Here is a 22,210-nt window from a genome sequence, read left to right on the forward strand (position 1 = left end):
CCTGCGAGGAGAAGCCATGCGGGAACTCAAACTGGTTGGGCTGGACGCCGACGGCAAATACCTCATCTGCGAGGGCGCCAAACCGGCCGAAACATTCAAGCTGGCGGCCGACGACCGATTGCGGGCGGTCTTGAGCGGCAATACGGCGCACCCGGTTCAACCACACCTGGACATGGAAATAACGAATATGTTGAGCCCCAAGGAAATTCAGGCCAGGATCCGCGCCGGAGCATCGGTGGAGCAGGTGGCCACCGCGTCGGGCTCCGATCTGGCGCGCATCCAGCGGTTCGCCCACCCGGTATTGCTGGAACGGTCGCGTGCCGCTGAGCTGGCAACGGCCGCGCACCCGATGCTGTCGGACGGCCCCGCGGTGCTGACCCTGCTCGAAACCATCACCACTGCGCTGCTGACGCGTGGCCTCAACCCGGAGAAACTCAGCTGGGACGCGTGGCGCAACGAAGACGGCCGCTGGACGGTGCAGCTTGCGTGGCAGGCCGGCCGTTCCGACAACCTCGCGCATTTCCGCTACACACCGGGCGCGCATGGCGGCACCGTCACCGCGATCGACGACGCGGCCAGTGAGCTCATCGACCCGGACTTCAAATCACCGCTGCGGCCGGTGGCTCCGGTGGCACACCTCGCCTTCGACGAACCACCCCGGCCGGCGCCGGCCCCACCGGTCGAAGCACCGGCCAGCAGCCGGCGGGCCAAGCCGGCCATCCCGGCCTGGGAGGACGTCTTGCTCGGGGTGCGCTCCGGCGGGCAGCGCTAAGCACGCCCCAACCCGGTCATCGCGAGCAGCGTCAACCACGCCACCGCGACCCCTACTCCCGCACCCAGGACAAACCAGCGCAGCACCGGAGTGCGCCGCCAGCCCCAGAGGGTCGGCGCCAGCCCACCGACCGCCACCACATTGAGCCCGACCGCCAGCAACGGGTGCACCCGGATCAGCCCCAGGCTGAGCACCGCCATCCCTACCCCGGTCACAGCGGCGACGAAACCGGCTACCACCAAACCCGTTGCCCACGGCACAGATTCGTCGCGCGCTTCGAGCTCCCGGCTCACCGGCCAAGCCTAGCCCGCTCGTAGAAAGCCAGCGCGGCCGCCGTCGCCACGTTGAGTGAGTCGGTGCCCCGCGACATCGGGATCCGCACCCGCAGATCGCTGATCCGCAAGGCGGCGGCGGTCAGTCCCGGGCCCTCGGCACCGACCAACAACGCAATCGGTTGTTCGCGCACCGCGTCCATCGCCTCGCCCAGCTGCCGCGCGTCGCCGCGCGGAGTCATTGCCAACAACCGAAAGCCCTTTTCTTGCAGCATCACCAAGTCGGCCGGCCAGTCGGCTGCTCGAGCGTAGGGCACCAGCAATGCGTGACCCATGGACACCCGGACCGCGCGACGGTACAGCGGGTCGGCACAACCGCTGCCGAACACCACCGCATCTACCCCCAACCCCGCGGCGTTGCGAAAGATCGACCCCAGGTTTTCGTGATCGTTGACCCCCTCGAGCACGACCACGGTGCGAGCGCCGTCGACCACCTCGGTAACGCTGGGCTCCGGTAACCGGCTTGCCGAGGCCAGCACCCCCCGGTTGAGGTGAAACCCGACAGCCTGCGCCATGACGTCCGCGGAGGCTCGGTAGTAGGGCGCCGGGCTGCCGGCCAAGTCGTCCCTGAGCTCGGCCAGCCTGCGGTCGGTGCCAAGCATTGCCCGCGGGGTAAAGCGCGAAGCCAGCATGCGCTGCACGACCAGCACACCCTCGGCGATCACCAGGCCTTTCCCGGACGGCAGGTCAGGCCTGCGGTCAACGCTGTTCAGGTCGCGGAAATCGTCAAGGCGGGGATCGTCGGGATCGCTGATGTCTTGAACGTCGACGTCGGGGACGGTCACGGGCTTTCGTCGACCAGGGCCACCATGATGTCGGCGGCGTGCCGCAGGGTGTCACGTTTGCCGCTGTCGAGCGTCGCGAGCCGTTCGGCCAGCCACTCCTGACGGGCTCGCCGCGCGGCTCTGACCAACTCCGCGCCGGCTTGGGATACCGATACCAGCACCTGACGGCCATCCACGGGATGCGGGGTGCGGTCCACCAGACCCACGTCGGCCAGCGAGGCGATCACCCGGGTCATCGACGGTGGGCGGACCCGTTCCCGGACGGCCAGTGCGCCGGGCGTCATCGCGCCCTCGTTGGCCAGCGTTGTCAATGCCGACAGCTGCGATAAGGACACCGGAGATGACGGGTTCCGGAATCGAAGTTGGCGCGCCAAGCGCATGACCGCCAGCGACAAGTCGCTCGCCAGCTGCGCATCGCTGTCAGGCACAGCGCGAGGTTACAACGGAACCCCAGTGCTCGCGATCAGAACGACGGCAAACCGCGCCAGGCCACGATTTTCATCTCCCCGCATCGGGGCGCACCCCCTCAACGCTCCTGGCGACAACCTCCGCGCCGTCGTTACGCACACTCGGCCGCTAAGTCCGGCGCCGCGACCGTGCGCTGCTGTGTACCCGGCTGGCATCGTCGCGGGCTATGTTGAAACCCGATGATGAGTGACGAACCTGACCACAATCCCGAGCCGCCACCATTACCGGCAGCGCTACTGGAAGTGTGGCCGGTCATCGCGGTCGGCGCACTCGGCTGGGTGGCCGCGGCGGTGGCCGCATTCGCCGTACCCAGTCTTCAGACATGGCGTCCGGTGACAGTGGCCGGGCTAGCGGTGGGGATGCTCGGCACGGGCATCTTCGTCTGGCAACTTGCCGCCGCCCGCCGCGGTGCTCGCGGCGCTCAAGCCGGACTCGAGACGTATCTGGACCACCAGTAAGACCAAAAATAGTGGCGCAAAACACATCTGGGAGGACAAATTGGTAGCTCCGCTGCTACAGGCGCAGGTTGACATCGATGCGCCGCCCTCGAAAGTCTGGGCGCTGATATCCGATTTGCGGCGAATGCCGCAATGGAGCCCGCAATGTCGCTGGACGCACCAGTTCGGTCCGCTGCGCCGTGGCACCCGCACCATTAACCTCAACCGTCGCAACCGGTTGTTCTGGCCGACAACCTGCACCGTCGTCGAAGTAATCCCGGAGCAGAAGCTGGCGTTCCGGGTCGACACCAACCGCAGCATCTGGAGCTACGAGCTGGAGCCGAATGGCGAGGGGACCCGGGTCACCGAGAGCCGCCACGCCGAAAACGGGGTCAGCGCGTTTTCCAACTTGTCGGTGAACGCACTCTTGGGAGGCACCACGAACTTCGAACGCGAATTGGTCGACGGCATGAACACCTCGCTGGCAAAGATCAAGGCGGCCACCGAAAAAGTCTGATATGTAGGGACGGTTTGTCAAGGGGACACGGCGAATTGACCCTGATTTCGTTGCAGGGCAGGGATTTTCCTGTTCCCCGATGGCTGCTGTTGTGGACGTCGCCCGGAGCCGAGGTCAGGGCTGGGGCCGCGAGGCCCCACCCCGGGAGGGGCTTGGCCTTGACCGCGGCGAGGACGACGTCATCGTGTTGCGGCTATAGGGGAATCAGGGAATTGGGGAGAACCGTGGGGGGATCGAGGGGTCGAGGTCAGCGTGTCGTTTCGCGACGCGTGGTCAAGGCTGATATGCGCGGGTTGGTTACCGCAGGACCGGGTGTTCGGCTGGGAGCGTAGCGCGGGTCTAAGGACGAGCGTGGCCAGGCAAGCCTCGGCGGCCACCGGTTGCTCATAGCCTGAGGACGCGTTGCTCCTCGCGCTGTGACCTGGATGATCCGATCCCTCCACGGTTCGGTTCGGGGGCCAAGGGTTTCAGTCGGGCAACACCGCCAGCGACCAGCACCAGCCGGCAAGTTCGCGGGCCACAGCGACGTTGGCGATCACCGCTCGTTTCCTGCGTAGGTTCAAGTCGACCCAGCGGGCATGCAGCCGCTGGTTGCCGGCATGGGCCCGGGCGCGGGCCGCGGCCGGGGCCTGATCCCAACGGCGCCGCAGTGCCACGCCGGGTCGGTAGGCGCTGCGATGGTGCCAGGCAGCTTCCACCAGCAGCCGCCGCACATGAGTGTTACCGGTCTTGGTGATCGCGCCCTGCGCCCGGCTGGTCCCGGAGGAATGCTCGCTGGGAACCAGCCCGACATAAGCGCCGATGCTCGCGCCGGTGAAGCGGTCCCAGTCGCCAATCTCGACCGCCAGCGTGAACCCGGTCAACGTCGAGATGCCGCGCAGACATGCCAGCCGCCGCGTCATCGGGCCGAACTCGCTGTCAGCGGCCAGCGCGGTGATCTTCTCATCAAGGCGAGCACGCCGCGCGGTAGCGAGCACCACCGCCTCGTAGGCATCCTCGAACGCCGACTGTGTGGGGGCGGCGTCGAATCGCTGGTGGTGCAGCCACCGGTCGTGACGTTCAGTCCACGCCTTGCCGTCGTAGTAGACGATCCCGTGACGCAGCAACAATTTCGACAACCGATGTCGGACCCGCATCAAATCCGCTCGGGCGGCTTCCCGGGCACGGACCAGATCCCGGGCGGCCTCCTCGGCAGAACTCGGAATCCGCACCGGCACAACCTCGTCCAACCGCAACAGCCGCGCCAAATTCAGCGCGTCGCGCGCATCGGTTTTCACCCGATCACCCGCCGGGCGAAGCAACTTCGAGGACGCCGCGACCTCGCATCGCAACCCTGCCGCCGACAACGCCCGCGCCAACCCGAAACCCGTCGGACCGGCCTCGTAGACCACCGCGCACGGGCCCGGCAGCTTGCCCACCCACTCGATGACCTCCGCGTGCGACGGCCTCAACCGCGCCCGAAACACCTCCCCGCTTCGCCCATCAATCGCCGCCGCCACAACCGAACGCGCGTGCACATCCAAACCAACACTTGTACGCTCGCAAAACACCGGGGCCTCCTTCACACCTGTCGGAAAGGCCGAGCACAGAACCGCACTCGGTAACCCACGAGATTGCGTGAGCGAGGCCCCGGCCAGCAACTACTCCACTCCGCGAGCAGTCACCACATACGGTCTAATCGGACGCTTCCGGCAGCTTCTCCCAGATATCGAGCACCCCGTCGTCGTACGGGTCATACATCGGGGAGCCGCTGCCCGCCGGCGCCGGGGTGTCGGAATGCGCGCCGCAACCGTAATGCTTGTCGACGACATGGCCGTCGGCCGACATTTCGTTACCACACACCCCGAACATTGCGCCCAGCGCTCCGGCGAGCGGCAGGAAGAACCCGCAGTCGCGGCACACTCGTTTGGTCGACCGCGCCATTGGCGAGTCGGGTCCGTAGTCGCCGTCGTGCCAGCGTTGCGCCGCCGCGGCGCGGCCCCACGCGCTCATCACCCAGCGTCGGCCGAACCCGATCTCGGCAGCGGTCTCGTCGATCTGCGCGTCCCCGCTGGCGCTGTAGCCCGGTACCAGCCGCGGGTCGTCCTTGACCGGCGCCAGCAGGTCTCCCGGGCTCAGATCCCCGGGCCGTACCCGCTGCTCCCACGGCACCCAGGCCGGCGCCAGCAGGGCCGTTGGGCCTGGGACCAGCACCACCTCGCTGATCGTGGCGTGGTCGGCACCGGCATAGGCGGCAACGACGACGGCCCACTGCCATCCCTGGTAACCGGGCAGATGCGCCAGGAATCGGTGTGTCGCCGCATTGGGATCTTCGTAGCCGACACCGAGATAGTCTCCGACCGCATCGGGCCCGCTGAACTCGGCGACCGCCGCCCTGGCCTGGTCCACCGCGCCGGTGAGCACCGACGCCAAGTCTTGCGGCCACTCGGCCACGGTCGCCACGGCGGATTCCGCCGATTCCTCCAGGGGTCCGGTCACACTCTTCCCTCTCTGCAATGCAGTATCCATACTGCCGGAAGACACGGTGGACGAGCCACACCCGGTTGCCTACGCGTGGAGACGGGATAAGCCAGAATTGATGCGTGTCTGCACGGCGGCGTGATCACCCGGGCCGTACGGCTCCGGCTGCGGGCCGCCGGAGCCGGAACGGAACGGTCAACGAGCACCCCGGCATGGCCAACTATCCCGCTGACGACGCCGACTATCGACGCCCGCGCCGTCCGCCGCCCATGCCGAGCGCCAACCGCTACCTCCCGCCGCTGGGCCAGGAGCAGGAACGCCAGCGCGACAGCCAACCGCCGCCGCACGAGTTCAACGGCGGCGAACGGATCACCGTCACCCGCGCCGCCGCGATGCGCAGCCGCGAAATGGGCTCGCGGATGTATTGGATGGTGCAGCGCGCCGCCACCGCCGACGGCGCCGACAAGTCGGGCCTGACCGCACTGACCTGGCCGGTGATGGCCAACTTCGCGGTCGACTCCGCGATGGCGGTTGCGCTGGCCAACACGTTGTTCTTTGCCGCGGCAAGCGGTGAAAGCAAATCGCGGGTCGCTCTTTACCTGTTGATCACCATCGCGCCGTTTGCCGTGATCGCGCCGCTGATCGGTCCCGCGCTGGACAAGCTGCAGCACGGCCGACGGGTGGCGCTGGCACTGTCGTTCGGACTTCGGACCGCGTTGGCACTGGTGTTGATCATGAATTACGACGGCGCCACCGGCAGCTTCCCGTCGTGGGTGCTCTATCCGTGCGCGCTGGCCATGATGGTGTTCTCGAAGTCATTCAGCGTGCTGCGCAGTGCGGTGACCCCGCGGGTGATGCCGCCGACGATCGATTTGGTACGGGTCAACTCCCGGCTGACGGTGTTCGGTCTGCTCGGCGGCACGATGGCCGGCGGCGCCATTGCCGCCGGAGTCGAGTTCGGCTGTACTCATCTGTTGGAACTTCCGGGCGCGTTGTTCGTCGTCGTCGCGATCACGATCGCCGGCGCCGTTCTGTCGATGCGGATTCCAAGCTGGGTCGAAGTGACCACCGGCGAGGTCCCAGCCACGTTGAGCTACCACCGCGACAGCGGCAGAAGAAGCTGGCCCGAGGAAGTCAAGAACCTCAGCGGTAGTCTGCGGCAACCGCTGGGCCGCAACATTATTACCTCGTTGTGGGGCAACTGCACCATCAAGGTGATGGTCGGTTTCCTGTTCTTGTATCCGGCGTTCGTCGCAAAGGCTCACGACGCCGACGGGTGGGTTCAGTTGGCCATGCTGGGCCTGATCGGCGCTGCCGCCGCGCTCGGCAACTTCGCCGGCAATTTCACCAGCGCACGCCTGCAACTGGGCAGGCCGGCGGTGCTGGTCGTGCGCTGCACCGTGGTGGTGACGATGTTCGCGCTGGCGGCCGCGGTGGCCGGCAATCTGGTGGCGGCCGCCGTCGCGACCCTGATCACGTCGGGCTGCAGTGCAATCGCCAAAGCCTCGCTGGACGCCTCGCTGCAAGACGATCTGCCCGAGGAATCGCGGGCATCGGGGTTCGGCCGTTCGGAGTCGACGCTGCAGCTGGCCTGGGTGCTCGGCGGTGCGGTCGGGGTGTTGGTCTACACCGAATTGGGGGTCGGCTTCACCGCCGTCAGCGCCCTGCTGATCCTGGGTCTGGCGCAGACCGTCGTCAGCTTCCGGGGCGACTCGCTGATCCCGGGCCTCGGCGGTAATCGGCCGGTGCTGGCCGAGCAGGAGCGCACCCGCCGCGCCGCTTCGGCAACCGGAGCGATGCCGCAGTGAAACGTTGGGGCGTTGCGCTTCTCGCGGTCGTGGTGTTGCTGTTGTCCGTCGGGGCGGGGCTTGGCGCGTGGCTGCTGGTGCGCGATTCCGGTCCGCAGCGGCCTGAGATCAGTGCGTACTCGCACGGGCACCTGAGCCGCGTCGGCCCTTACATGTATTGCAACGTGCTGCGGCTCGACGAATGTGAGACGCCGCAGACCCAGGGCGAACTGCCGGTGAGCCAGCGCTATCCGGTGCAGCTCTCGGTGCCACAGGCCATTTCGCGGGCGCCGTGGCGACTGCTGCAGCTCTACGAGGATCCCGCCGATACCGCCGCCACCATCTTTCGGCCCGACAGCCGGCTCGCGGTTACCATTCCCACCGTCGACCCGCAACGGGGCCGACTGACCGGGATAGTGGTGCAATTGCTGACGTTGGTGGTCGACCCCTCCTCGGGCGAGTTGCGCGAGGCACCGCACGCGGAATGGTCTGTGCGCCTGGTCTTTTGACGCCGAAGTGCCGGCGGCGAAGAGGACGGCTACACTGCCGCCATGCAGCAGAATCTGCGCGTCGATAGCGGTGGTCTGCAGACCATGGCCACCCGCTGGGACGCTTCGGTGGGCGAATTGAACGCGACGGCGGCTCCGACGGGGCTGGGTTTGCCGGGTCAGGCCAGCGCTGTCGCAGTCGACGGCGCCCACGCCGATGTCACGGCTTTCTCGGCGGCGCTCGCCGCACGGGTAATCGCCCGGGCCATCCATGTCGTCGAGGCTGATACTCGCTACGTTGCCAACGAGACCGATTCGGCGAACATGCTGGCCGCCGTGGCCAGTCCGGTGATCCGCGCCTAGCACATGTCAGCGGTCGCCGCGTTTCCCACCCTTTCGCAGCTGTTGGCCTGGCCCACCGAGCATCTCACCGAGGCCGCTGACCACTGGGAGGATGTCGCCGGGCGTTGCTACGGGGTAGCCAACCAGGTCTGGCGAGACGCGCTAGCAGTGGATTGGCGAGGCGCGGCAGCCGACACGCTGCGCACCGAGACGCATTCCGACATGCTGACGACCAGCGCGGTGGCCGACCAGTTGCATGAGGCGGCCAAAGTGGCCCGCAGCGGAGCCTCGGATCTGTATGCGGCGCGCTCGCGGGTGCGCTACGCGGTCCAGGATGCCCGCGCGGCGGGATTCGATGTCGGCGAGGACCTGTCGGACACAGATCGAAGCAGTGGCGGGTCGGCCGCGCAGCGGGCCGCCCGGCAAACCCAGGCACAAGCCTTCGCCGGCGACATCCGCCAACGAGCCGTCCAACTGGTCGGGCTCGATCAGCAAGTCGCCGCCAAAGTCACCACCGCCGTGGCCGGCATCCGACACGCCGTCCCGCCAACGCCTGTCCCCGCCGCACCGGCACAGGGCAACCGCGTCCAGGCCGTCGACAACCGCACCTGGAAACAGGACCCGACGCCGGCGCCGCCGCCGGAACCTGCCACCGGTCCGAGCGCCGACGATATTCGCAAGGTGCTGGACAAATTGCCCCTCGGTAATTCCCCTGATATCAGGGAGATCCGCTCACCAGAAGACCTTCAGAACCTGTGGAGGTGGGCCCAACAGAACGGGGTAGAAATCCCGAATGGCTATGGCGATCCTAGCAAAGGCACCCGATATCGACTTCCGGACGGCACAACGATTGGGCAACGCTGGGCTGCCGAGTCGACCGGAAAGCCCGTCCTCGATGTCCGGTTCCCCAGCAAAGGTGACTACACAAAGGTGCATATCAACCCGCAAGGGGGCGTGCCAGACATTCCCGCACCTGTCAGGCCAGCACCACCCGAGGTGCCACCGGTCCAAGCGCCGGTCGAACCCCCGGCCGCGACGCGCCCACCAGCCGCGCCGACGCCCGGTCGCGCACCGCCACTAGTCGGGATCGGCCCGGTACCGCCGGAATCCGTGCCACACCCTGTTCACCCGCCCCACAGCCACCACGGGCCCCCGGTGCTGGGCAAGGACGAGCTACCTGACCTCGACGAATTCAACCCCGGATGACGCACCTGACGTTGACTCCGACCGGTCGCCGACCAGCGAAAGCCAAAGCACACCAACAAAGACGGAGAATTATGACTCGACCCGACGAGAATAGACGGCCGGAGACCCAGCCAATTGAAACGGCACAAGACCGGCTGCGGGCGGAACTGTTGATCAGTGCGCTGTACGACCTGGTGCCGCTGGCTCAGATCGAATCGGCCATCACCCGCGACAACCTCGCTACCACCATTCCCGCCCGACAACAGTTCGCCCTGCGAATCATCCGATCGCTCTTGGAAGACGGTCTCATGCAAATTGGGGACCTGCCCTACCCGGGCGAGAAGTTCGCAGGCTGGGACCTCTCGGTCGATGCTGCCATGCAGCGCGTCTCCAACCTGTTCGTCGGCAAATATAATGAACCTGATCTGTGGGAATTCACTATCTGGCTGGGCCTCACTCCCGCCGGAGAACGACAGGCCCACAAGCTCAAAGGTGACGTAACGGATTGATTCGTCAGGCGCGGCAGCCAGCCATACCAGGGCGGCATGCACGTCAACAATTTCGAATTGGGACACCTGCGGAATCGCGAACAATGACTCAACCTAACGATGACCGCCGCCAACAAGGCCAGACCGGGCGGAGCGCCCAAGGGATCTTGCGCCGCCAATTGTTGTTTGGTGCGCATGGCAACTGCCTGCCAATGGCACACGTAGCGGGGGTCATATCACGCGAGAACCTCGCCGACAGCCTCACGGCGCAACAGGACCTAGCCCGCCGGGTGGCCCCGGGGGATCGCACCCCGGGGCTCCCACAGAACGGAGCGTGACAGTCTCCCATCACTCCGCTCTTCTCACCCAGTCCGTCAGAACTCGGTCATCCACGCCCAGTGGGCGAACAGACCTGGTTGACGTTGCACCAGGTCTTTCCACCATCGCTGGGCCTTTTTGAATGACCCAAGCCGTTTGAACCTCCGTCGCGCCCATCGCACCAGGTAGGTGTTGATGCGTCGCAGCAGGGGGAAGATCTCGGTCCGGTAGAAGTGGCCGTAGTAGTTCATCCAGCCGCGAACGACCGGGTTGATCCACCGTGCCAGCTCCGCCAGATCGGTCGTGGTGCGTAGATGCAGCCGCCAGGATCGGATAACCGCGCCCATGCTTTTGACAGCCTCGGCGCTGGCGGCGGGCAGGAACGCCGAGAACATGCTCGTCTTGTCCCGCGTCGGGGCCTTCCTGGCCCGAAACGTGTACCCCAGAAACGTAAACGTGGTGTTCTCGCAATCGAGACGCCTGTTCCGGTCCTTGCAGTAGACGATCTTCGTTTTGGTCGGATGCAGTTGCAACCCGACCTGCTCCATCCGTGTTTCCAACGCGGCCAGCACCTTTCGGGCTTGCCACTCGGTCGCACAGTGCACCACAGCGTCATCGGCATAGCGTTCGAACGAGACTGTCGGGAACTCCCTTTCCAGCCACGAGTCGAACGCGTAATGCATGAACAGGTTCGCCAAGACGGGGGAAATCGCCGACCCCTGCGGAGTCCCGCGTTCCCGCTCGACAAGCCTGCCCTCGGGTGTGCGGATCGGCGCGGCCAGCCATCGCTTCACGTACAGCACGATCCAGCGCTGCTCGTGAGTGACGTTGGCTTGCACCGCCTTGACCATCAAATCCCAGGCGACGCTGTCGAAGAATTTGCGGACATCCAAATCGATGACCCACGACGTCGACCAGCACCGTTCCCGGCATTTTGCCACCGCGTCCAGCTGCCCACGCCCCGGCCGATACCCATAGGAATCGTCATGAAAGATCGACTCCGTCCGAGGCTCCAGCGTCAGCGCGGCCACCGTCTGCGCCACCCGATCCCCCACGGTGGGCACACCTAAAACCCGTGTCCCACCATCGGCCTTCGGTATCTCCACAGCCCGCACCGGCGGCGGGAAGTACGTCCCCGATGACATCCGATTCCAGATCTTGTACAGATTGTCCTTCAGATCGGTCTCGAACTCCTCGATGGACACCCCATCCACCCCGGCGGCACCCTTGTTTGCCTTGACCTGCTTCCACGCCCTCCACACCAGGCGTTTGGAGATGTCGAACGGTTTCCCGCCCGGACCTGACATGCCCACTCGTCTCCTCCCGGGCGTTCGCCCGGTTGCTCGAACAACCACGTCCAGATGAGCCGGCCCCTTCGCTCCACCCCGATTACGGGGGCTTCACCGCTACTACGAGCCGGTCCGCCGGCGCGCACCGCGACGGTACTCACCACCTCCGGTTTCAGCCGTTCGGTGTGCTCCCTCTCGCCCACCACCCCCAACAGGGGCGGTCGACAGTGTCGACACGCGCCTTCCCACGTTCCGCACAGCAGCAGCAGACCGGACTCACGCCACCTGCACGCCGGACACCGCCTGGCCAATAACTCGGGCACCCGCCAGACTCGTCCCGGGATTGCATTGAGGCCCCGGTTTCGATGTCGCTTCCTAAACTTAACGCAGTCGCCGACGCCCTCGGCCCATGTCGCGGGACTGCATCGCGGTCTTACCAACCGGCATATATCGCCCGAAGGGCGGCCGAGCAAGAGGGGCAGGGGCTACCGCACCGACACCGCACCATGACCTCGGCGACATCGAGGCGAGTCTCCCTGGTGTGAACGTTGTCGGAAAGGTGAACTGAGGGCAAACTAGTCTCACCCCCGACGTGTTGGGAGGTGTCTCGTGTGCTCCCAGGTTCCTTCCACCACGGGCTGGGTCACTGGCGAGCCCGTGCCGGGAGAGGTGGTCGTGTATTTCGCGGATGACCCCTGCCGGCTCTACCAATTGCGCCAGTGGGTCCCCGTTTTCGAGCTGCTCGATCAGGCTCATCCGGTCCTGGTGGTGACCCGCCACCCGCAGACGTACGTCGCGGTGGGCCGGCTCACTCGGCTGCGCCGCGTGTGCGTGCCGAAGCTGGCGGACCTAGTCCAGCTGTACGACGATAGCGACCTCAAGGCCGCGATCTACGTCAACAACTCCGCGCTGAACTTCCACTCGCTGGCCGCCACCCGGATGATCCACATCCATGTGAACCACGGCGAGAGCGACAAAGTGTGCATGGCGAGCAACCAGGCCAAGGCGTACGACCGCGTCCTGGTGGCGGGCGAGGCCGCGCTGCGGCGCTACCGGGCGGCGCTGATCGAGTTCGACGAGCGCCGGTTCGTCCCGGTCGGCCGGCCGCAGCTCGACCTGCGCCCCGAGCCCGTCCTGCCCCCGACGGCCCGGCGCACCGTTCTCTACGCCCCCACCTGGGAGGGTGAGAACGCCGCGAACAACTTCACCTCGGTCGACGTCCACGGCCCGGCCATCGCGGCCGCCGCGCTCGCGCTGCCGAACGTCCGCGTGGTGTACAAGCCGCACCCACGGGTGGCGAGCAGTACGGACCCCGGCATGGCGACGGCGCACCGACGGATCGTCGGGCTGGTAACCGAAGCCGCGCGCCGCGAGCCCGCCGCGGGTCATCGGGTCCTGATCAACGCCGACATCCTGGCCGTCTTCCCTGGATGCAGCGTGCTGATCACGGACATCTCCTCGGTCGGCCTGGACTTCCTCTACCTGCACGTCGACAAGCCGCTGTTCGTCACCGACCGCCGCAACGACCGTGCCCGGCTGGACGCCGAGGCTCCGGTGAGCCGCTGCGCCGACGTCGTGGACGCCGCCACGGTCGGTTCGCTCACCGGCACGCTCGCCCAGCGGCTGGCCCGGGACGCATACCGCGCCGAGCGGGAGGCCATGCGCCGCTACTACTTCGGCGACCTGGCGCCCGGGGAGAGCACCAGGCGTTTCCTGGGGGCCGTCGAGGAAGCCCTGGCCGCACGGCAGACGGACCGGCGGCACCTGGCCCCGGCAGAAGCCCCCTGAAGCCACGTAGCCACGGGTACACCGTTCCACCACGGACCACAAGGAGAGGGTTGGCATGAGGGAGATCCAGATCATCATCCTGGCCGCAGGACTCGGCACGCGGCTCGGCCTGCCGCTGCCCAAGCCGCTCACCCCTCTTGTCGACGGCCGGAGCATCCTCCGCCACCAGCTGGACAACCTCCGCCAAGCCTTCGCCGACGCCGCCCGGATTGCCGTGGTGGTCGGCTTCCGGTACGACCTGATCCTGGAGGCCGAGCCGGAGGTCCGGTTCGTCTACAACGAGCGGTATGACGAAACTAACACCGCGCGCAGCCTGCTGAAGGCGCTGCGCAGCTCGCATTCCGGGGGCGTTCTATGGCTCAATGGTGACGTGGTGTTCGACCCTCGCCTGCTGGAGCGGGCCCAGGCGCTGATCGAAACCGATCGCACGTTCGCCTGCGTGAACACCGCTGCCGTCGGCGAGGAGGAGGTCAAATACCGCACCGATGCCGACGGGTACCTGACAGAGCTCTCCAAGTCCGTCATCGACGGGCACGGTGAAGCAGTGGGAATCAACTACGTGGCGTCCACCGACAAGGCGGCGCTGATCGAGCACCTCGAGCGCTGCACCGACCAGGATTTCTTCGAACGCGGCATGGAATCCGCGATCATGGAGGGCCGGCTGCGTGTTCAGGCGTTGGACATCTCGGATTACTTCGTCGTTGAGGTGGACTTCGCCGATGACCTCGAGCGTGCGAACACGGAGGTGAGCAGGATCGTCACGCCCGCCGCGTGACCCCGCCCCCGGGTGCGACCCGGGCAGGGTGCGGCACCGGGCCGTGACGGCACGTTATGAACGGCAACAACGTCTTCCCGAACGGCTCCGAGCCGGTCTTCGGCCCCTCGCCGGCGATCCTCGGCCACCGCGGCTGCGGCCGAGGAAGCGTCGACGGGCTCCTGGAGAACACGCTCGAATCATTCCTCGCGGCAGTGCAGCACGGCGTCGACTGGCTCGAGGTGGACGTCCGCCGCACCTCCGACGACCTCCTGGTCGTGGCGCACAACCCGGCCGATGATGACGGCGTCTTCTACGCCGACATCACCGGGCACGAGGCGGCCGACCGGGGCTCGCTACGCCTGGAGGAGCTGCTCGAGGCGCTGCCACCCGGGGTCGGCGTCGACTTCGACGTCAAGACCTCGATGGAGGACGCGACCCGCGACCGCGACCGCACCACCATGGGACGGTTGGCCCCTCTCGTGGTGCGTGAGAGCCGCAGGCGGCCGGTGCTGGTGACCTCGTTCGACCCCGGGGCGCTGGACATCGCCCGCGAGCTGGCCCCGGGCGTGGCGCGCGGTCTGCTCACCTGGCTCCGCTTCCCGATCGGTCAGGCGGTCGCGGCGGCCGGGCACCTGGACGTCCAGGTACTCGCCCCGCACTGGGGCTCGCTGCGCCCCAACCAGAACGAGCCGGAGGCGCTGCAGCGCCCCCTCGAGTACATCGTCGACCTGGTCCACCGCAGCGGACGGGAGTTCCTCGCCTGGTGCCCGCCCCTGGAGTTCACCCCGGAGCTGCTGGCCGCCGGGGTCGACGCCCTCTGCGTCAACGACGTCCCCGAAGCGCTCGCCTCTCTTCCACCGAGTCCTGCACCGACCTGAGGGTGCCCGCTCGTGCGGCTACCAAAGATGTTGTGCGGCAAAGGCAATCACAGGCGTGTGCACGACGGGGCGCTCTGCGTGAAGTCTGGCCTACTTGAGCGGCTGGTGAGCCGCTAACTACTTCGACCTGAAAAAGTCGGCGCGTTGATCCGTTGTGGGAGTCGATGCTGCCCGAGCAGGTGCGGCGCTTGCCCGAGGAGTTGGCGCGAGTGGACGCGCTGTTGGATGATGCGGCGTTCTTCGAGCCGTTCGTGCTGTTCTTCGACCCGCGGATCGGTCGGCCGTCGACACTGGTGGAGACCTATCTGCGGTGGTGGCCGGCTGTCGCCCCGAGCTTTCGGTAAGGCACTTCTGGCAAGGCTCGAAGGTTGCGGCGCCGACGGCTACGCAGCGGTAAGTTCAATGTATGGCCGTCGTGGCGCGTTTGAAAGAACTCGACGATGGCGACCATGCCCTGCTGCTGGACTTCGACAGCACCGCCGAGGTGCTCGGATGGGCCGACAGGCAGCTGATCGAGCACACTGATGCGGTGGTGCGGGACGTCCACTGCCCCGATCCGGCGGCGCTGACGCCCCGCAAGTGGGTGCAATTCTGGGAGGCCCGATGACGACCGACCTCACCACCCCGTCGCGTCGCACCGGCCTGCCGACGCTGGAAATCGTGCATACGGGGCCGCTGGCCTTGATCGAAGACCTCGGACGGCCCGGCCTGGCGAATCTTGGGGTCACCCGCTCCGGCGCCGCGGATAGGCACTCGCATGCGCTGGCCAACCGGCTGGTAGCCAACCCCGCCGACCGGGCCACGATTGAGGTGACCTTCGGCGGGTTCACCGCACAAGTGCGCGGCGGCGACATCGCAATCGCCATGACCGGCGCCGACACCGACCCTGTGGTAAACGGAATCCACTTCGGCATCAACAGCATTCACTACGCACATGACGGCCAGGTGATCTCGATGGGCCCGCCACACTGCGGGCTGCGCACGTACCTGGCGGTGCGCGGCGGAATCGATGTCGACCCTGTGCTCGGCTCGCGCAGCTCCGACGTTATGGCGGGGATCGGTCCGCAGCCGCTGCAGCCCGGTGACGTGCTGTCGGTCGGCGAGCACACCGCGGGCTTTCCCGAAATGGACTACGCCCCGGTGGCATCGTTGACCGAGGACCCGATCGAGCTCAACGTGGTACCCGGGCCGCGCGACGGCTGGTTCATCGATCCCGACGCATTGGTGCACACCGAATGGGTGGCCTCCAACCGCAGCGACCGGGTTGGCATGTGGCTGGAAGGCCGAAAGCTGCAGCACCGCTGGCCGGATCGCCAGCTGCCGGGCGAGGGTGTGACCCGCGGCGCGATTCAGGTGCTGCCCAACGGGTTTCCGGTGATCCTCGGCCCCGATCATCCGGTGATCGGCAGCTATCCGGTGATCGCTGTGGTTACCGACAATGACATCGACCGGGTCGCGCAGATCTGCCCCGGTCAGCGGGTGCGCTTGCACTGGTCGCGACCACGCCGGCGATGATAGACGCCGACTTGAGCGCACGCAGGTACAAAGCGCCCGCCTCATCCGCACCGCGTACCTCCACAACGAGTCCGGCACAATACCCACCGCCTGTTGGCGGACGTGTTCGAGGGAGATTTCACCGTTCCATCGCCTGTGGTGCTGATTGAACGTCCAGACAGCGAAACATGCTGCGTTGGAATATAATTGGTGGCACCCGACCGCCGACTACCGCAGCGGCGAACGCGATCACGTTCCGCGGGGACGCCTCGGTCAAGTGCCGATATCGCTACGCGATTCCTCCCCAGCTCACACGGCGCGCGAGGACCCGCCCATCGATACCTACGCGATCGATGCGATCAGGGTGTGCCGTAACCGCCGCCGCCGGGGGTTTCGATGACCAGTGTGTCACCAGGCTGGACTTCAGCCGAGTCGCACCCGGCCAGCTCGACGGTGTTGCCGTCCGCGCGTTCTACGCGGTTGCGTCCCAGCGCCCCGGGTGAGCCGCCAGCCATACCGTAAGGCGCGACATGCCGATGGCCCGACAATGTGCTCACAGTCATCGGCTCGGTGAACTCGATCCGACGCAAGGCGCCGTCGCCACCGTGCCATCGCCCCGCCCCACCGCTACCGTGCCGGACGGAAAACTCGCGCAGCAACACAGGGAACCGCCACTCGAGAACTTCGGGATCGGTGAGCCGGGAGTTCGTCATGTGTGTCTGCACGACCGACGCGCCGTCGAACCCGTCGCCAGCCCCGGAGCCGGATCCGACGGTTTCGTAATACTGGTGCCTCTCGTTGCCGAAGGTGACGTTGTTCATCGTCCCCGCGCCCTCGGCCTGCACACGCAGCGCGGCGAACAGCGCCCCGGTGATCGCCTGCGAAGTTTCGACGTTGCCAGCGACAACCGCGGCCGGGTAGGTCGGCGCCAGCATCGAGCCGTCGGAGATGATGATGCGCAGCGGACGCAGGCAGCCGTCGTTGAGCGGAATGTCGGCGGCGACCAGGGTCCGGAACACGTAGAGCACCGCGGCCGTCGCTACCGAGGACGGCGCGTTGAAGTTCGTATCCAATTGGGGTGACGTTCCAGTGAAGTCGATCGTCGCGCTGCGCGTCGGGCGGTCGACGATGACGCGGACGGCGATCGTCGCGCCCGAATCCATCCGGTAGCGGTACTCGCCGTCGTCGAGCCTGTCGATGACGCGGCGGACCGCTTCCTCGGCGTTGTCTTGGACATGACGCATGTAGGCCTGCACGACATCGAGGCCGAAGTGGTCGATCATCTTGCGGACCTCGTCGACACCCTTCTGGTTGGCGGCGATCTGCGCGCGCAGATCGGCGAGGTTGGTGTCGGGATTGCGGGACGCGTAGGGCGCTTCGGTGAGCAGCCGCCGGGTTTCGGCTTCGCGGAACCGTCCGTTCTCCGCGAGCAGCCAGTTGTCGAAAAGCACGCCCTCTTCGTGGATTTCGCGGCTGTTGGCGGGCATGGAGCCGGGGGTTATCCCGCCGATTTCGGCGTGGTGCCCGCGCGAGGCGACAAAGAACAGAACCTGTTCGCCCGCCGCATCGAAGACCGGGGTTATGACAGTGATATCCGGCAGGTGGGTGCCGCCGTGGTACGGGTCATTGACCGCGTACACGTCGTGTGGCTTCATATCGACGGCGCGCCGGCGGATCACCTCCTTAACAGTGGTACCCATCGAGCCGAGATGCACAGGAATATGCGGCGCATTTGCGACGAGATCGCCGTCCGGATCGAACAGCGCACACGAAAAATCCAGCCGCTCACGGATATTCACCGACTGGGCGGTCGCTTCCAGCCGGAAGCCCATCTGCTCGGCGATCGACATGAACAGGTTGTTGAAGATCTCCAGCAGCACCGGATCGGCCTCGGTGCCCGCATCAGGCGCCGTGGGGGCAGCTACCCGCTCGACAAGCAGGTGCCCGGACTCGGTCAACGTCGCCTGCCACCCATCGTCGACGACGGTGGTGGCGTTGGCCTCGGCGATGATCGCCGGGCCCGTCACCGTGTCCCCCGGCCGCATCCGCTCCCGGTGACGCAGCGGCGCGTCGCGCCACGATCCGCCCAAGTAGACCCGGACGGTGTCTGACGAGCCTGCGCTGTCGGCAGCCGGCTCGCCAAGATGGGACAGATCTGGTTGCTTGGTGAGCCCAATCGCCTCGACCGAGACCGCTTCGGCGATCAACGGACGATCCATCAGGAATGAGTACGTCGCGCGATGGCCGGCTTCGAATGCGGTGGTCATTGCCTCGAGGTCTGCTAGTTCGACCGGGAGGGCTGTGTCGGTTCCCTCGTAGCGTAGATACACCCGCCGAACCACCCGGATCCGCTCGGCCGGAATGGCCTCGTCGAGCAGCTCGGTGCGCGCGGCCTGCGCGAGCGAGTCCGCGACCGTGACCAACCGCTCCAGGGCGGCGGTCTCGAGCCGGATCTCCGTGGATTGCTCCCGCATCGCCGTGGTGTCAGCGAGGCCGATCCCGAGCGCGGAGAGGACGCCTGCCATCGGTGGAACGAGCACCGTGCGGATACCCAGCGCATCGGCGACAGCGCACGCGTGCTGCCCACCGGCGCCGCCGAACGTGGTTAGCACGTAACGGGTTACGTCGTGTCCCTTTTGCACGGAAATCTTCTTGACCGCGTTGGCCATGTTGGCCACGGCGATCCGCAGGAACCCCTCGGCGACTTGCTCGGGCGTACGGTCGTCGCCGGTGGCCGCCCGGATTTCGGCGGCCAGCTCGGTGAACTTCTGTTGCACAACGACCGCGTCAAGCGGCTCGTCGCCGCCGGGCCCGAACACGGCCGGAAAGTGTGCGGGCTGGATGCGGCCAAGCATCACGTTGGCGTCGGTGACTGCGAGCGGACCACCGCCGCGGTAGCACGCCGGGCCCGGGTCGGCGCCGGCCGAGTCCGGTCCGACCCGGTAGCGGCTGCCGTCGAAATGCAAGATCGACCCGCCGCCCGCCGCCACTGTGTGGATGTCGAGCATCGGAGCGCGCAGCCGAACCCCGGCCATCTGAGTGGTGAACACCCGCTCGTAGTCGCCGGCGTAGTGCGACACGTCAGTGGAGGTGCCGCCCATGTCGAAGCCGATGACGTGATCGAATCCGGCGAGTGCGGACATCCGCACCATGCCGACGATGCCGCCAGCTGGGCCGGACAGGATCGCGTCCTTGCCGCGGAAGTGCCCCGCCTCGGCCAGGCCCCCGTTGGACTGCATGAACATCAGCCGCACACCACGCATCTGGCCAGCCACCTGGTCGACATAGCGGCGCAGGACCGGAGACAAGTAGGCGTCGACGACGGTGGTGTCGCCGCGCGGTACCAGTTTCATCAGCGGGCTGACCTCTGAGGACAGCGAGATCTGGCTGAACCCGATCAGCTCGGCCAGCTTGCCAATCTCCCGCTCGTGCGCCGGGTACAGGTAACTGTGCATACACACCACCGCGACCGCAGGGATCCCGTCGGTGTGCGCCTGCCGCAGCTGTTCGCCGAGCAGTTCGAGATCGGGGGCACGCAGCACCGTGCCGCCGGCTGCGATCCGTTCGTCCACCTCGACGACCCGCTCGTACAGCATCTCCGGCAGCACGATGTGACGGTCGAAGATGCGTGGGCGATTTTGGTAGCCGATGCGCAGCGCGTCGCCGAAACCGCGGGTGATCACCAGCAGCGTGCGCTCTCCCTTGCGCTCCAGCAGCGCATTTGTCGCGACGGTGGTACCCATGCGCACCGCCTCCAAATGCGCGACCGGCACGGGCACACCTCCGGTGGTCCCGAGGAGCGCACGGATCCCGGCAACCGCCGCATCGCGGTACCGGGTAGGGTTCTCCGACAGCAGCTTGTGCGTCAGCAGGCGCCCGTCCGGCCGGCGTGCCACGATGTCGGTGAACGTACCGCCCCGGTCGACCCAAAACTGCCACCCCGCACGAGGCACCAGGACTCCCTTTCCTCTCGTCGTGTACCAACTCTATCGGCGCGCTGGGGTACTCCCCTGCGGAGCGGGGCCCCACCCGCTTGCGGGGGAGTGAACCACCGGGACGCCGATGCGTTGATTACCACCCGCCAGGCGTCTGAACGGCGGTGTCGGGTCTATTTGATCCTCCCCGAGACCGGCGGTTGCCGTGCTGCCCTTAGCCCCTCGGCGCCGCCACGGCGAGCAGCGAACCACTTTGCGCGACCGCCTTTGCATGCCCCGCAAAACGTTCGTAGCAGCGCGCAGCCAACGTGAGGTCGATCGCAGCGCCGACGTCGATCGCATCGGAGCTCGACAACAGCTGCTGATACAGCAGGTCCAGTAACCGATTCACATCGTGCCCACCCTCGGTCAGCTCCACCGCGCCAATCGAGGTGTGGGACTGCAAAACATCGGCTGCCTTTGCAGCTGCGTCGAGGCAACCCTCGCTCAGCTCACGAAGCACGACCAGAAGTGGGGCCGGTATCGATGCCCAGGCACGCCGAGTCCGGGCGATATCGGCGGCCTCCCACGCCAGTTGCCCCATGCGCTCGGCTTCGGCGTTGACGAGGACAGCCGTAATGGTTGTCGGCAACTCCGCCACCCTCGCCTGGGAACGAAGTTCCAAAATCCAGGCGGCATGGTCCTCGAGCTCATGACGGAGCGCCGACACCGTCTCATAGGCGGCAGCGACGCTGTCGGTCGCAGAAGGATCAGTGCTGAACAGGGCGGCCGTCGCGAGGCCCATCGCGGTGCTCGCAAGTCGAATGAGGTCGACGAGCGGACCAGTCATGCTCCCGAGCTCCTGGGCCCGCGCTTCCCGCATCATTTGACGTCCCGGTTCGCCCGCCGCCATGGTCAGTAACAGTACCCGCAGGCGAGCCCACAAACGCTGGCTGCGACCCGCATGGCCGGCGGATACTGCCTGCGAACACTGCCCAAACTTTCGCACCGAAGCCTGCCCATCCTGGCCGCCCAACGCGCCGACGCCGATGCGCTGGCCGCCGACGCCGAGGCACGCGGCTGGGACCAGGAAGCCACCCGCCACCGGCGCCTCGTCGAACGTCTCGACCAACTCATGAACCAAACAGACATTCAGTGACCGCCCACGACGAGCAGCTACGACACGACGAACGCATCGGATACCACGCCCTCTACGGCGATGACAGCGAAATCCCCGGCCAGCCATCCATCGATGACATCGAGAACAACATAGACTCGCAAGGAGAGATGTCGGCATGAGTATTCAACGGCTGCAATCGAATTGGAGATTTACACGGATGCCGTTCGGGCGTGACCTGGCACCGAGCATGCTGCACCGCCCTAGCGGCTACGGTGAGGCGGCCCAACAACAGTTCGCTTTGCGAACCATCCGATCGCTCTTGGAAGACGGGCTCATGCAAATTGGGGACCTACCCTACCCGGGCGAAAAGTTCGCAGGCTGGGACGTCTCGATCGACGCTGCCATGCAGCGCGTCCACGACCTCTTCGTCCGCCGCTATGACGACCGTGCCTCGTGGGACCTCACTATCTGGCTGGGACTCACTCCCGCCGGAGAACGACAAGCCCACAAGCTCAAAGGTGACGCCACGGATTGAACCGAATTGTACCGAATTGAACCGTCAGGCGCGGCATCCCAAGGCGGCATGCGCTC

At 66.6% G+C, this 22,210-nt stretch carries 23 protein-coding genes and 1 pseudogene; 16 read left to right on the forward strand and 8 right to left on the reverse strand.

Going from position 1 to position 22,210, the window contains the following annotated elements:
* Positions 1 to 16 precede the first annotated feature (16 nt).
* Positions 17 to 772 (forward strand): septation protein SepH, encoded by a 756-nt coding sequence (gene sepH, locus AWC07_RS13905; protein WP_036415375.1) that lies wholly within the window; start codon positions 17 to 19, stop codon positions 770 to 772.
* On the opposite strand, the gene AWC07_RS13910 is transcribed toward sepH, so the two are convergent.
* Genes AWC07_RS13910 through AWC07_RS13920 form a run of 3 tightly spaced genes read right to left on the reverse strand, consistent with a single transcriptional unit; the run spans position 769 to position 2,317 of the window.
* On the reverse strand, positions 769 to 1,065 hold the full coding sequence (locus AWC07_RS13910; RefSeq protein WP_036415377.1) for a DUF2537 domain-containing protein: 297 nt from the start codon (positions 1,063 to 1,065) through the stop codon (positions 769 to 771). The genes sepH and AWC07_RS13910 overlap by 4 nt on opposite strands.
* Positions 1,062 to 1,889: a TrmH family RNA methyltransferase gene (locus AWC07_RS13915; RefSeq protein WP_036415379.1), complete on the reverse strand. Its 828-nt coding sequence runs from the start codon at positions 1,887 to 1,889 to the stop codon at positions 1,062 to 1,064. The genes AWC07_RS13910 and AWC07_RS13915 overlap by 4 nt, the downstream gene beginning before the upstream one ends.
* Positions 1,886 to 2,317 carry an Rv0880 family HTH-type transcriptional regulator gene (locus tag AWC07_RS13920; RefSeq protein WP_036415381.1) on the reverse strand — a complete coding sequence of 144 codons (432 nt, stop codon included), beginning with the start codon at positions 2,315 to 2,317 and terminating at the stop codon, positions 1,886 to 1,888. Before AWC07_RS13920 ends, AWC07_RS13915 begins: the two co-directional genes overlap by 4 nt.
* Before the next feature lie 222 nt (positions 2,318 to 2,539).
* Here AWC07_RS13920 and AWC07_RS13925 point away from each other — a divergent pair, with 222 nt between their 5' ends.
* Positions 2,540 to 2,815: a DUF2530 domain-containing protein gene (locus AWC07_RS13925; RefSeq protein WP_036415386.1), complete on the forward strand. Its 276-nt coding sequence runs from the start codon at positions 2,540 to 2,542 to the stop codon at positions 2,813 to 2,815.
* A gap of 40 nt (positions 2,816 to 2,855) precedes the next feature.
* Positions 2,856 to 3,311, forward strand: a complete 456-nt coding sequence (locus AWC07_RS13930) for an SRPBCC family protein (RefSeq protein ID WP_036415383.1) — start codon at positions 2,856 to 2,858, stop codon at positions 3,309 to 3,311.
* A 467-nt stretch (positions 3,312 to 3,778) separates the two neighbouring features.
* On the opposite strand, the gene AWC07_RS13935 is transcribed toward AWC07_RS13930, so the two are convergent.
* Together AWC07_RS13935 and AWC07_RS13940 are read right to left on the reverse strand one after the other, a co-directional pair.
* Positions 3,779 to 4,861, reverse strand: coding sequence for an IS110 family RNA-guided transposase (locus AWC07_RS13935; RefSeq protein ID WP_084293498.1), 1,083 nt, complete (start codon positions 4,859 to 4,861; stop codon positions 3,779 to 3,781).
* A 124-nt stretch (positions 4,862 to 4,985) separates the two neighbouring features.
* Positions 4,986 to 5,789: a DUF3027 domain-containing protein gene (locus AWC07_RS13940; RefSeq protein ID WP_036412778.1), complete on the reverse strand. Its 804-nt coding sequence runs from the start codon at positions 5,787 to 5,789 to the stop codon at positions 4,986 to 4,988.
* A 194-nt stretch (positions 5,790 to 5,983) separates the two neighbouring features.
* On the opposite strand from AWC07_RS13940, the gene AWC07_RS13945 reads away from it, so the two are divergent.
* The 5 genes from AWC07_RS13945 to AWC07_RS13965 all read left to right on the forward strand — a co-directional run bounded on the left by AWC07_RS13945 (position 5,984) and on the right by AWC07_RS13965 (position 10,082).
* The gene (locus AWC07_RS13945; RefSeq protein WP_036417615.1) at positions 5,984 to 7,579 is read left to right on the forward strand and encodes an MFS transporter; all 1,596 of its coding nucleotides are present in this window, start codon (positions 5,984 to 5,986) and stop codon (positions 7,577 to 7,579) included.
* Entirely contained in the window at positions 7,576 to 8,067 is a 492-nt protein-coding gene (locus AWC07_RS13950) for a DUF2771 domain-containing protein (protein ID WP_036417611.1), read from the forward strand. The genes AWC07_RS13945 and AWC07_RS13950 overlap by 4 nt, the downstream gene beginning before the upstream one ends.
* Positions 8,068 to 8,109: 42 nt before the next feature.
* Positions 8,110 to 8,409 carry a hypothetical protein gene (locus tag AWC07_RS13955; RefSeq protein WP_036417613.1) on the forward strand — a complete coding sequence of 100 codons (300 nt, stop codon included), beginning with the start codon at positions 8,110 to 8,112 and terminating at the stop codon, positions 8,407 to 8,409.
* 3 nt (positions 8,410 to 8,412) lie between these two features.
* Positions 8,413 to 9,594, forward strand: a complete 1,182-nt coding sequence (locus tag AWC07_RS28760) for a hypothetical protein (RefSeq protein ID WP_051508189.1) — start codon at positions 8,413 to 8,415, stop codon at positions 9,592 to 9,594.
* Between the two features lie 71 nt (positions 9,595 to 9,665).
* Positions 9,666 to 10,082: a hypothetical protein gene (locus AWC07_RS13965; protein WP_051508190.1), complete on the forward strand. Its 417-nt coding sequence runs from the start codon at positions 9,666 to 9,668 to the stop codon at positions 10,080 to 10,082.
* A 353-nt stretch (positions 10,083 to 10,435) separates the two neighbouring features.
* Here AWC07_RS13965 and ltrA read toward each other — a convergent pair whose 3' ends face one another.
* Positions 10,436 to 11,686, reverse strand: a complete 1,251-nt coding sequence (gene ltrA / locus AWC07_RS13970; RefSeq protein WP_036417621.1) for a group II intron reverse transcriptase/maturase — start codon at positions 11,684 to 11,686, stop codon at positions 10,436 to 10,438.
* 657 nt (positions 11,687 to 12,343) lie between these two features.
* Here ltrA and AWC07_RS13975 point away from each other — a divergent pair.
* From AWC07_RS13975 to AWC07_RS14000, 6 genes and pseudogenes are all read left to right on the forward strand, one after another.
* Positions 12,344 to 13,456 (forward strand): CDP-glycerol glycerophosphotransferase family protein, encoded by a 1,113-nt coding sequence (locus AWC07_RS13975; protein ID WP_139829693.1) that lies wholly within the window; start codon positions 12,344 to 12,346, stop codon positions 13,454 to 13,456.
* A 55-nt stretch (positions 13,457 to 13,511) separates the two neighbouring features.
* Entirely contained in the window at positions 13,512 to 14,231 is a 720-nt protein-coding gene (locus tag AWC07_RS13980) for a phosphocholine cytidylyltransferase family protein (protein ID WP_036410076.1), read from the forward strand.
* A gap of 56 nt (positions 14,232 to 14,287) precedes the next feature.
* Complete coding sequence (locus tag AWC07_RS13985) at positions 14,288 to 15,091, forward strand: glycerophosphodiester phosphodiesterase (protein ID WP_051507807.1); 804 nt, start codon at positions 14,288 to 14,290, stop codon at positions 15,089 to 15,091.
* 164 nt (positions 15,092 to 15,255) lie between these two features.
* A pseudogene (locus AWC07_RS13990) lies at positions 15,256 to 15,402 on the forward strand (ISNCY family transposase); the annotation flags it as partial.
* A gap of 95 nt (positions 15,403 to 15,497) precedes the next feature.
* A complete protein-coding gene (locus AWC07_RS29820; RefSeq protein WP_036410078.1) occupies positions 15,498 to 15,698 on the forward strand; it encodes a hypothetical protein in 201 nt (66 codons plus the stop codon).
* A 35-nt stretch (positions 15,699 to 15,733) separates the two neighbouring features.
* The gene (locus AWC07_RS14000; RefSeq protein ID WP_036410097.1) at positions 15,734 to 16,606 is read left to right on the forward strand and encodes a 5-oxoprolinase/urea amidolyase family protein; all 873 of its coding nucleotides are present in this window, start codon (positions 15,734 to 15,736) and stop codon (positions 16,604 to 16,606) included.
* Positions 16,607 to 16,944: 338 nt separating this feature from the next.
* Here AWC07_RS14000 and AWC07_RS14005 read toward each other — a convergent pair whose 3' ends face one another.
* Positions 16,945 to 20,538 carry a hydantoinase B/oxoprolinase family protein gene (locus tag AWC07_RS14005; protein WP_036410079.1) on the reverse strand — a complete coding sequence of 1,198 codons (3,594 nt, stop codon included), beginning with the start codon at positions 20,536 to 20,538 and terminating at the stop codon, positions 16,945 to 16,947.
* 196 nt (positions 20,539 to 20,734) lie between these two features.
* The gene (locus AWC07_RS14010; RefSeq protein ID WP_208622418.1) at positions 20,735 to 21,631 is read right to left on the reverse strand and encodes a phosphate uptake regulator PhoU; all 897 of its coding nucleotides are present in this window, start codon (positions 21,629 to 21,631) and stop codon (positions 20,735 to 20,737) included.
* Between the two features lie 23 nt (positions 21,632 to 21,654).
* Between AWC07_RS14010 and AWC07_RS14020 the strand changes: the two genes are divergently transcribed.
* Together AWC07_RS14020 and AWC07_RS29825 are read left to right on the forward strand one after the other, a co-directional pair.
* The gene (locus tag AWC07_RS14020) at positions 21,655 to 21,798 is read left to right on the forward strand and encodes an integrase (protein WP_084293353.1); all 144 of its coding nucleotides are present in this window, start codon (positions 21,655 to 21,657) and stop codon (positions 21,796 to 21,798) included.
* Positions 21,795 to 22,154, forward strand: a complete 360-nt coding sequence (locus tag AWC07_RS29825; protein ID WP_084293354.1) for a hypothetical protein — start codon at positions 21,795 to 21,797, stop codon at positions 22,152 to 22,154. Before AWC07_RS14020 ends, AWC07_RS29825 begins: the two co-directional genes overlap by 4 nt.
* The last annotated feature ends 56 nt before the right edge of the window (positions 22,155 to 22,210 follow it).

The sequence above is a fragment of the Mycobacterium gastri genome (assembly GCF_002102175.1).
In the GTDB taxonomy this organism is placed as follows: domain Bacteria; phylum Actinomycetota; class Actinomycetes; order Mycobacteriales; family Mycobacteriaceae; genus Mycobacterium; species Mycobacterium gastri.

What these genes read in the sequence shown, in the direction of transcription:
- AWC07_RS29820 (WP_036410078.1), top strand. Translation starts at nt 15,498, where the DNA reads ATGGCCGTCGTGGCGCGTTTGAAAGAACTCGACGATGGCGACCATGCC.
- ltrA (WP_036417621.1), bottom strand. Translation starts at nt 11,686, where the DNA reads ATGTCAGGTCCGGGCGGGAAACCGTTCGACATCTCCAAACGCCTGGTG.
- AWC07_RS13945 (WP_036417615.1), top strand. Translation starts at nt 5,984, where the DNA reads ATGGCCAACTATCCCGCTGACGACGCCGACTATCGACGCCCGCGCCGT.
- AWC07_RS13985 (WP_051507807.1), top strand. Translation starts at nt 14,288, where the DNA reads ATGAACGGCAACAACGTCTTCCCGAACGGCTCCGAGCCGGTCTTCGGC.
- AWC07_RS13965 (WP_051508190.1), top strand. Translation starts at nt 9,666, where the DNA reads ATGACTCGACCCGACGAGAATAGACGGCCGGAGACCCAGCCAATTGAA.
- AWC07_RS13980 (WP_036410076.1), top strand. Translation starts at nt 13,512, where the DNA reads ATGAGGGAGATCCAGATCATCATCCTGGCCGCAGGACTCGGCACGCGG.
- sepH (WP_036415375.1), top strand. Translation starts at nt 17, where the DNA reads ATGCGGGAACTCAAACTGGTTGGGCTGGACGCCGACGGCAAATACCTC.
- AWC07_RS13925 (WP_036415386.1), top strand. Translation starts at nt 2,540, where the DNA reads ATGAGTGACGAACCTGACCACAATCCCGAGCCGCCACCATTACCGGCA.
- AWC07_RS28760 (WP_051508189.1), top strand. Translation starts at nt 8,413, where the DNA reads ATGTCAGCGGTCGCCGCGTTTCCCACCCTTTCGCAGCTGTTGGCCTGG.
- AWC07_RS13955 (WP_036417613.1), top strand. Translation starts at nt 8,110, where the DNA reads ATGCAGCAGAATCTGCGCGTCGATAGCGGTGGTCTGCAGACCATGGCC.
- AWC07_RS29825 (WP_084293354.1), top strand. Translation starts at nt 21,795, where the DNA reads ATGAGTATTCAACGGCTGCAATCGAATTGGAGATTTACACGGATGCCG.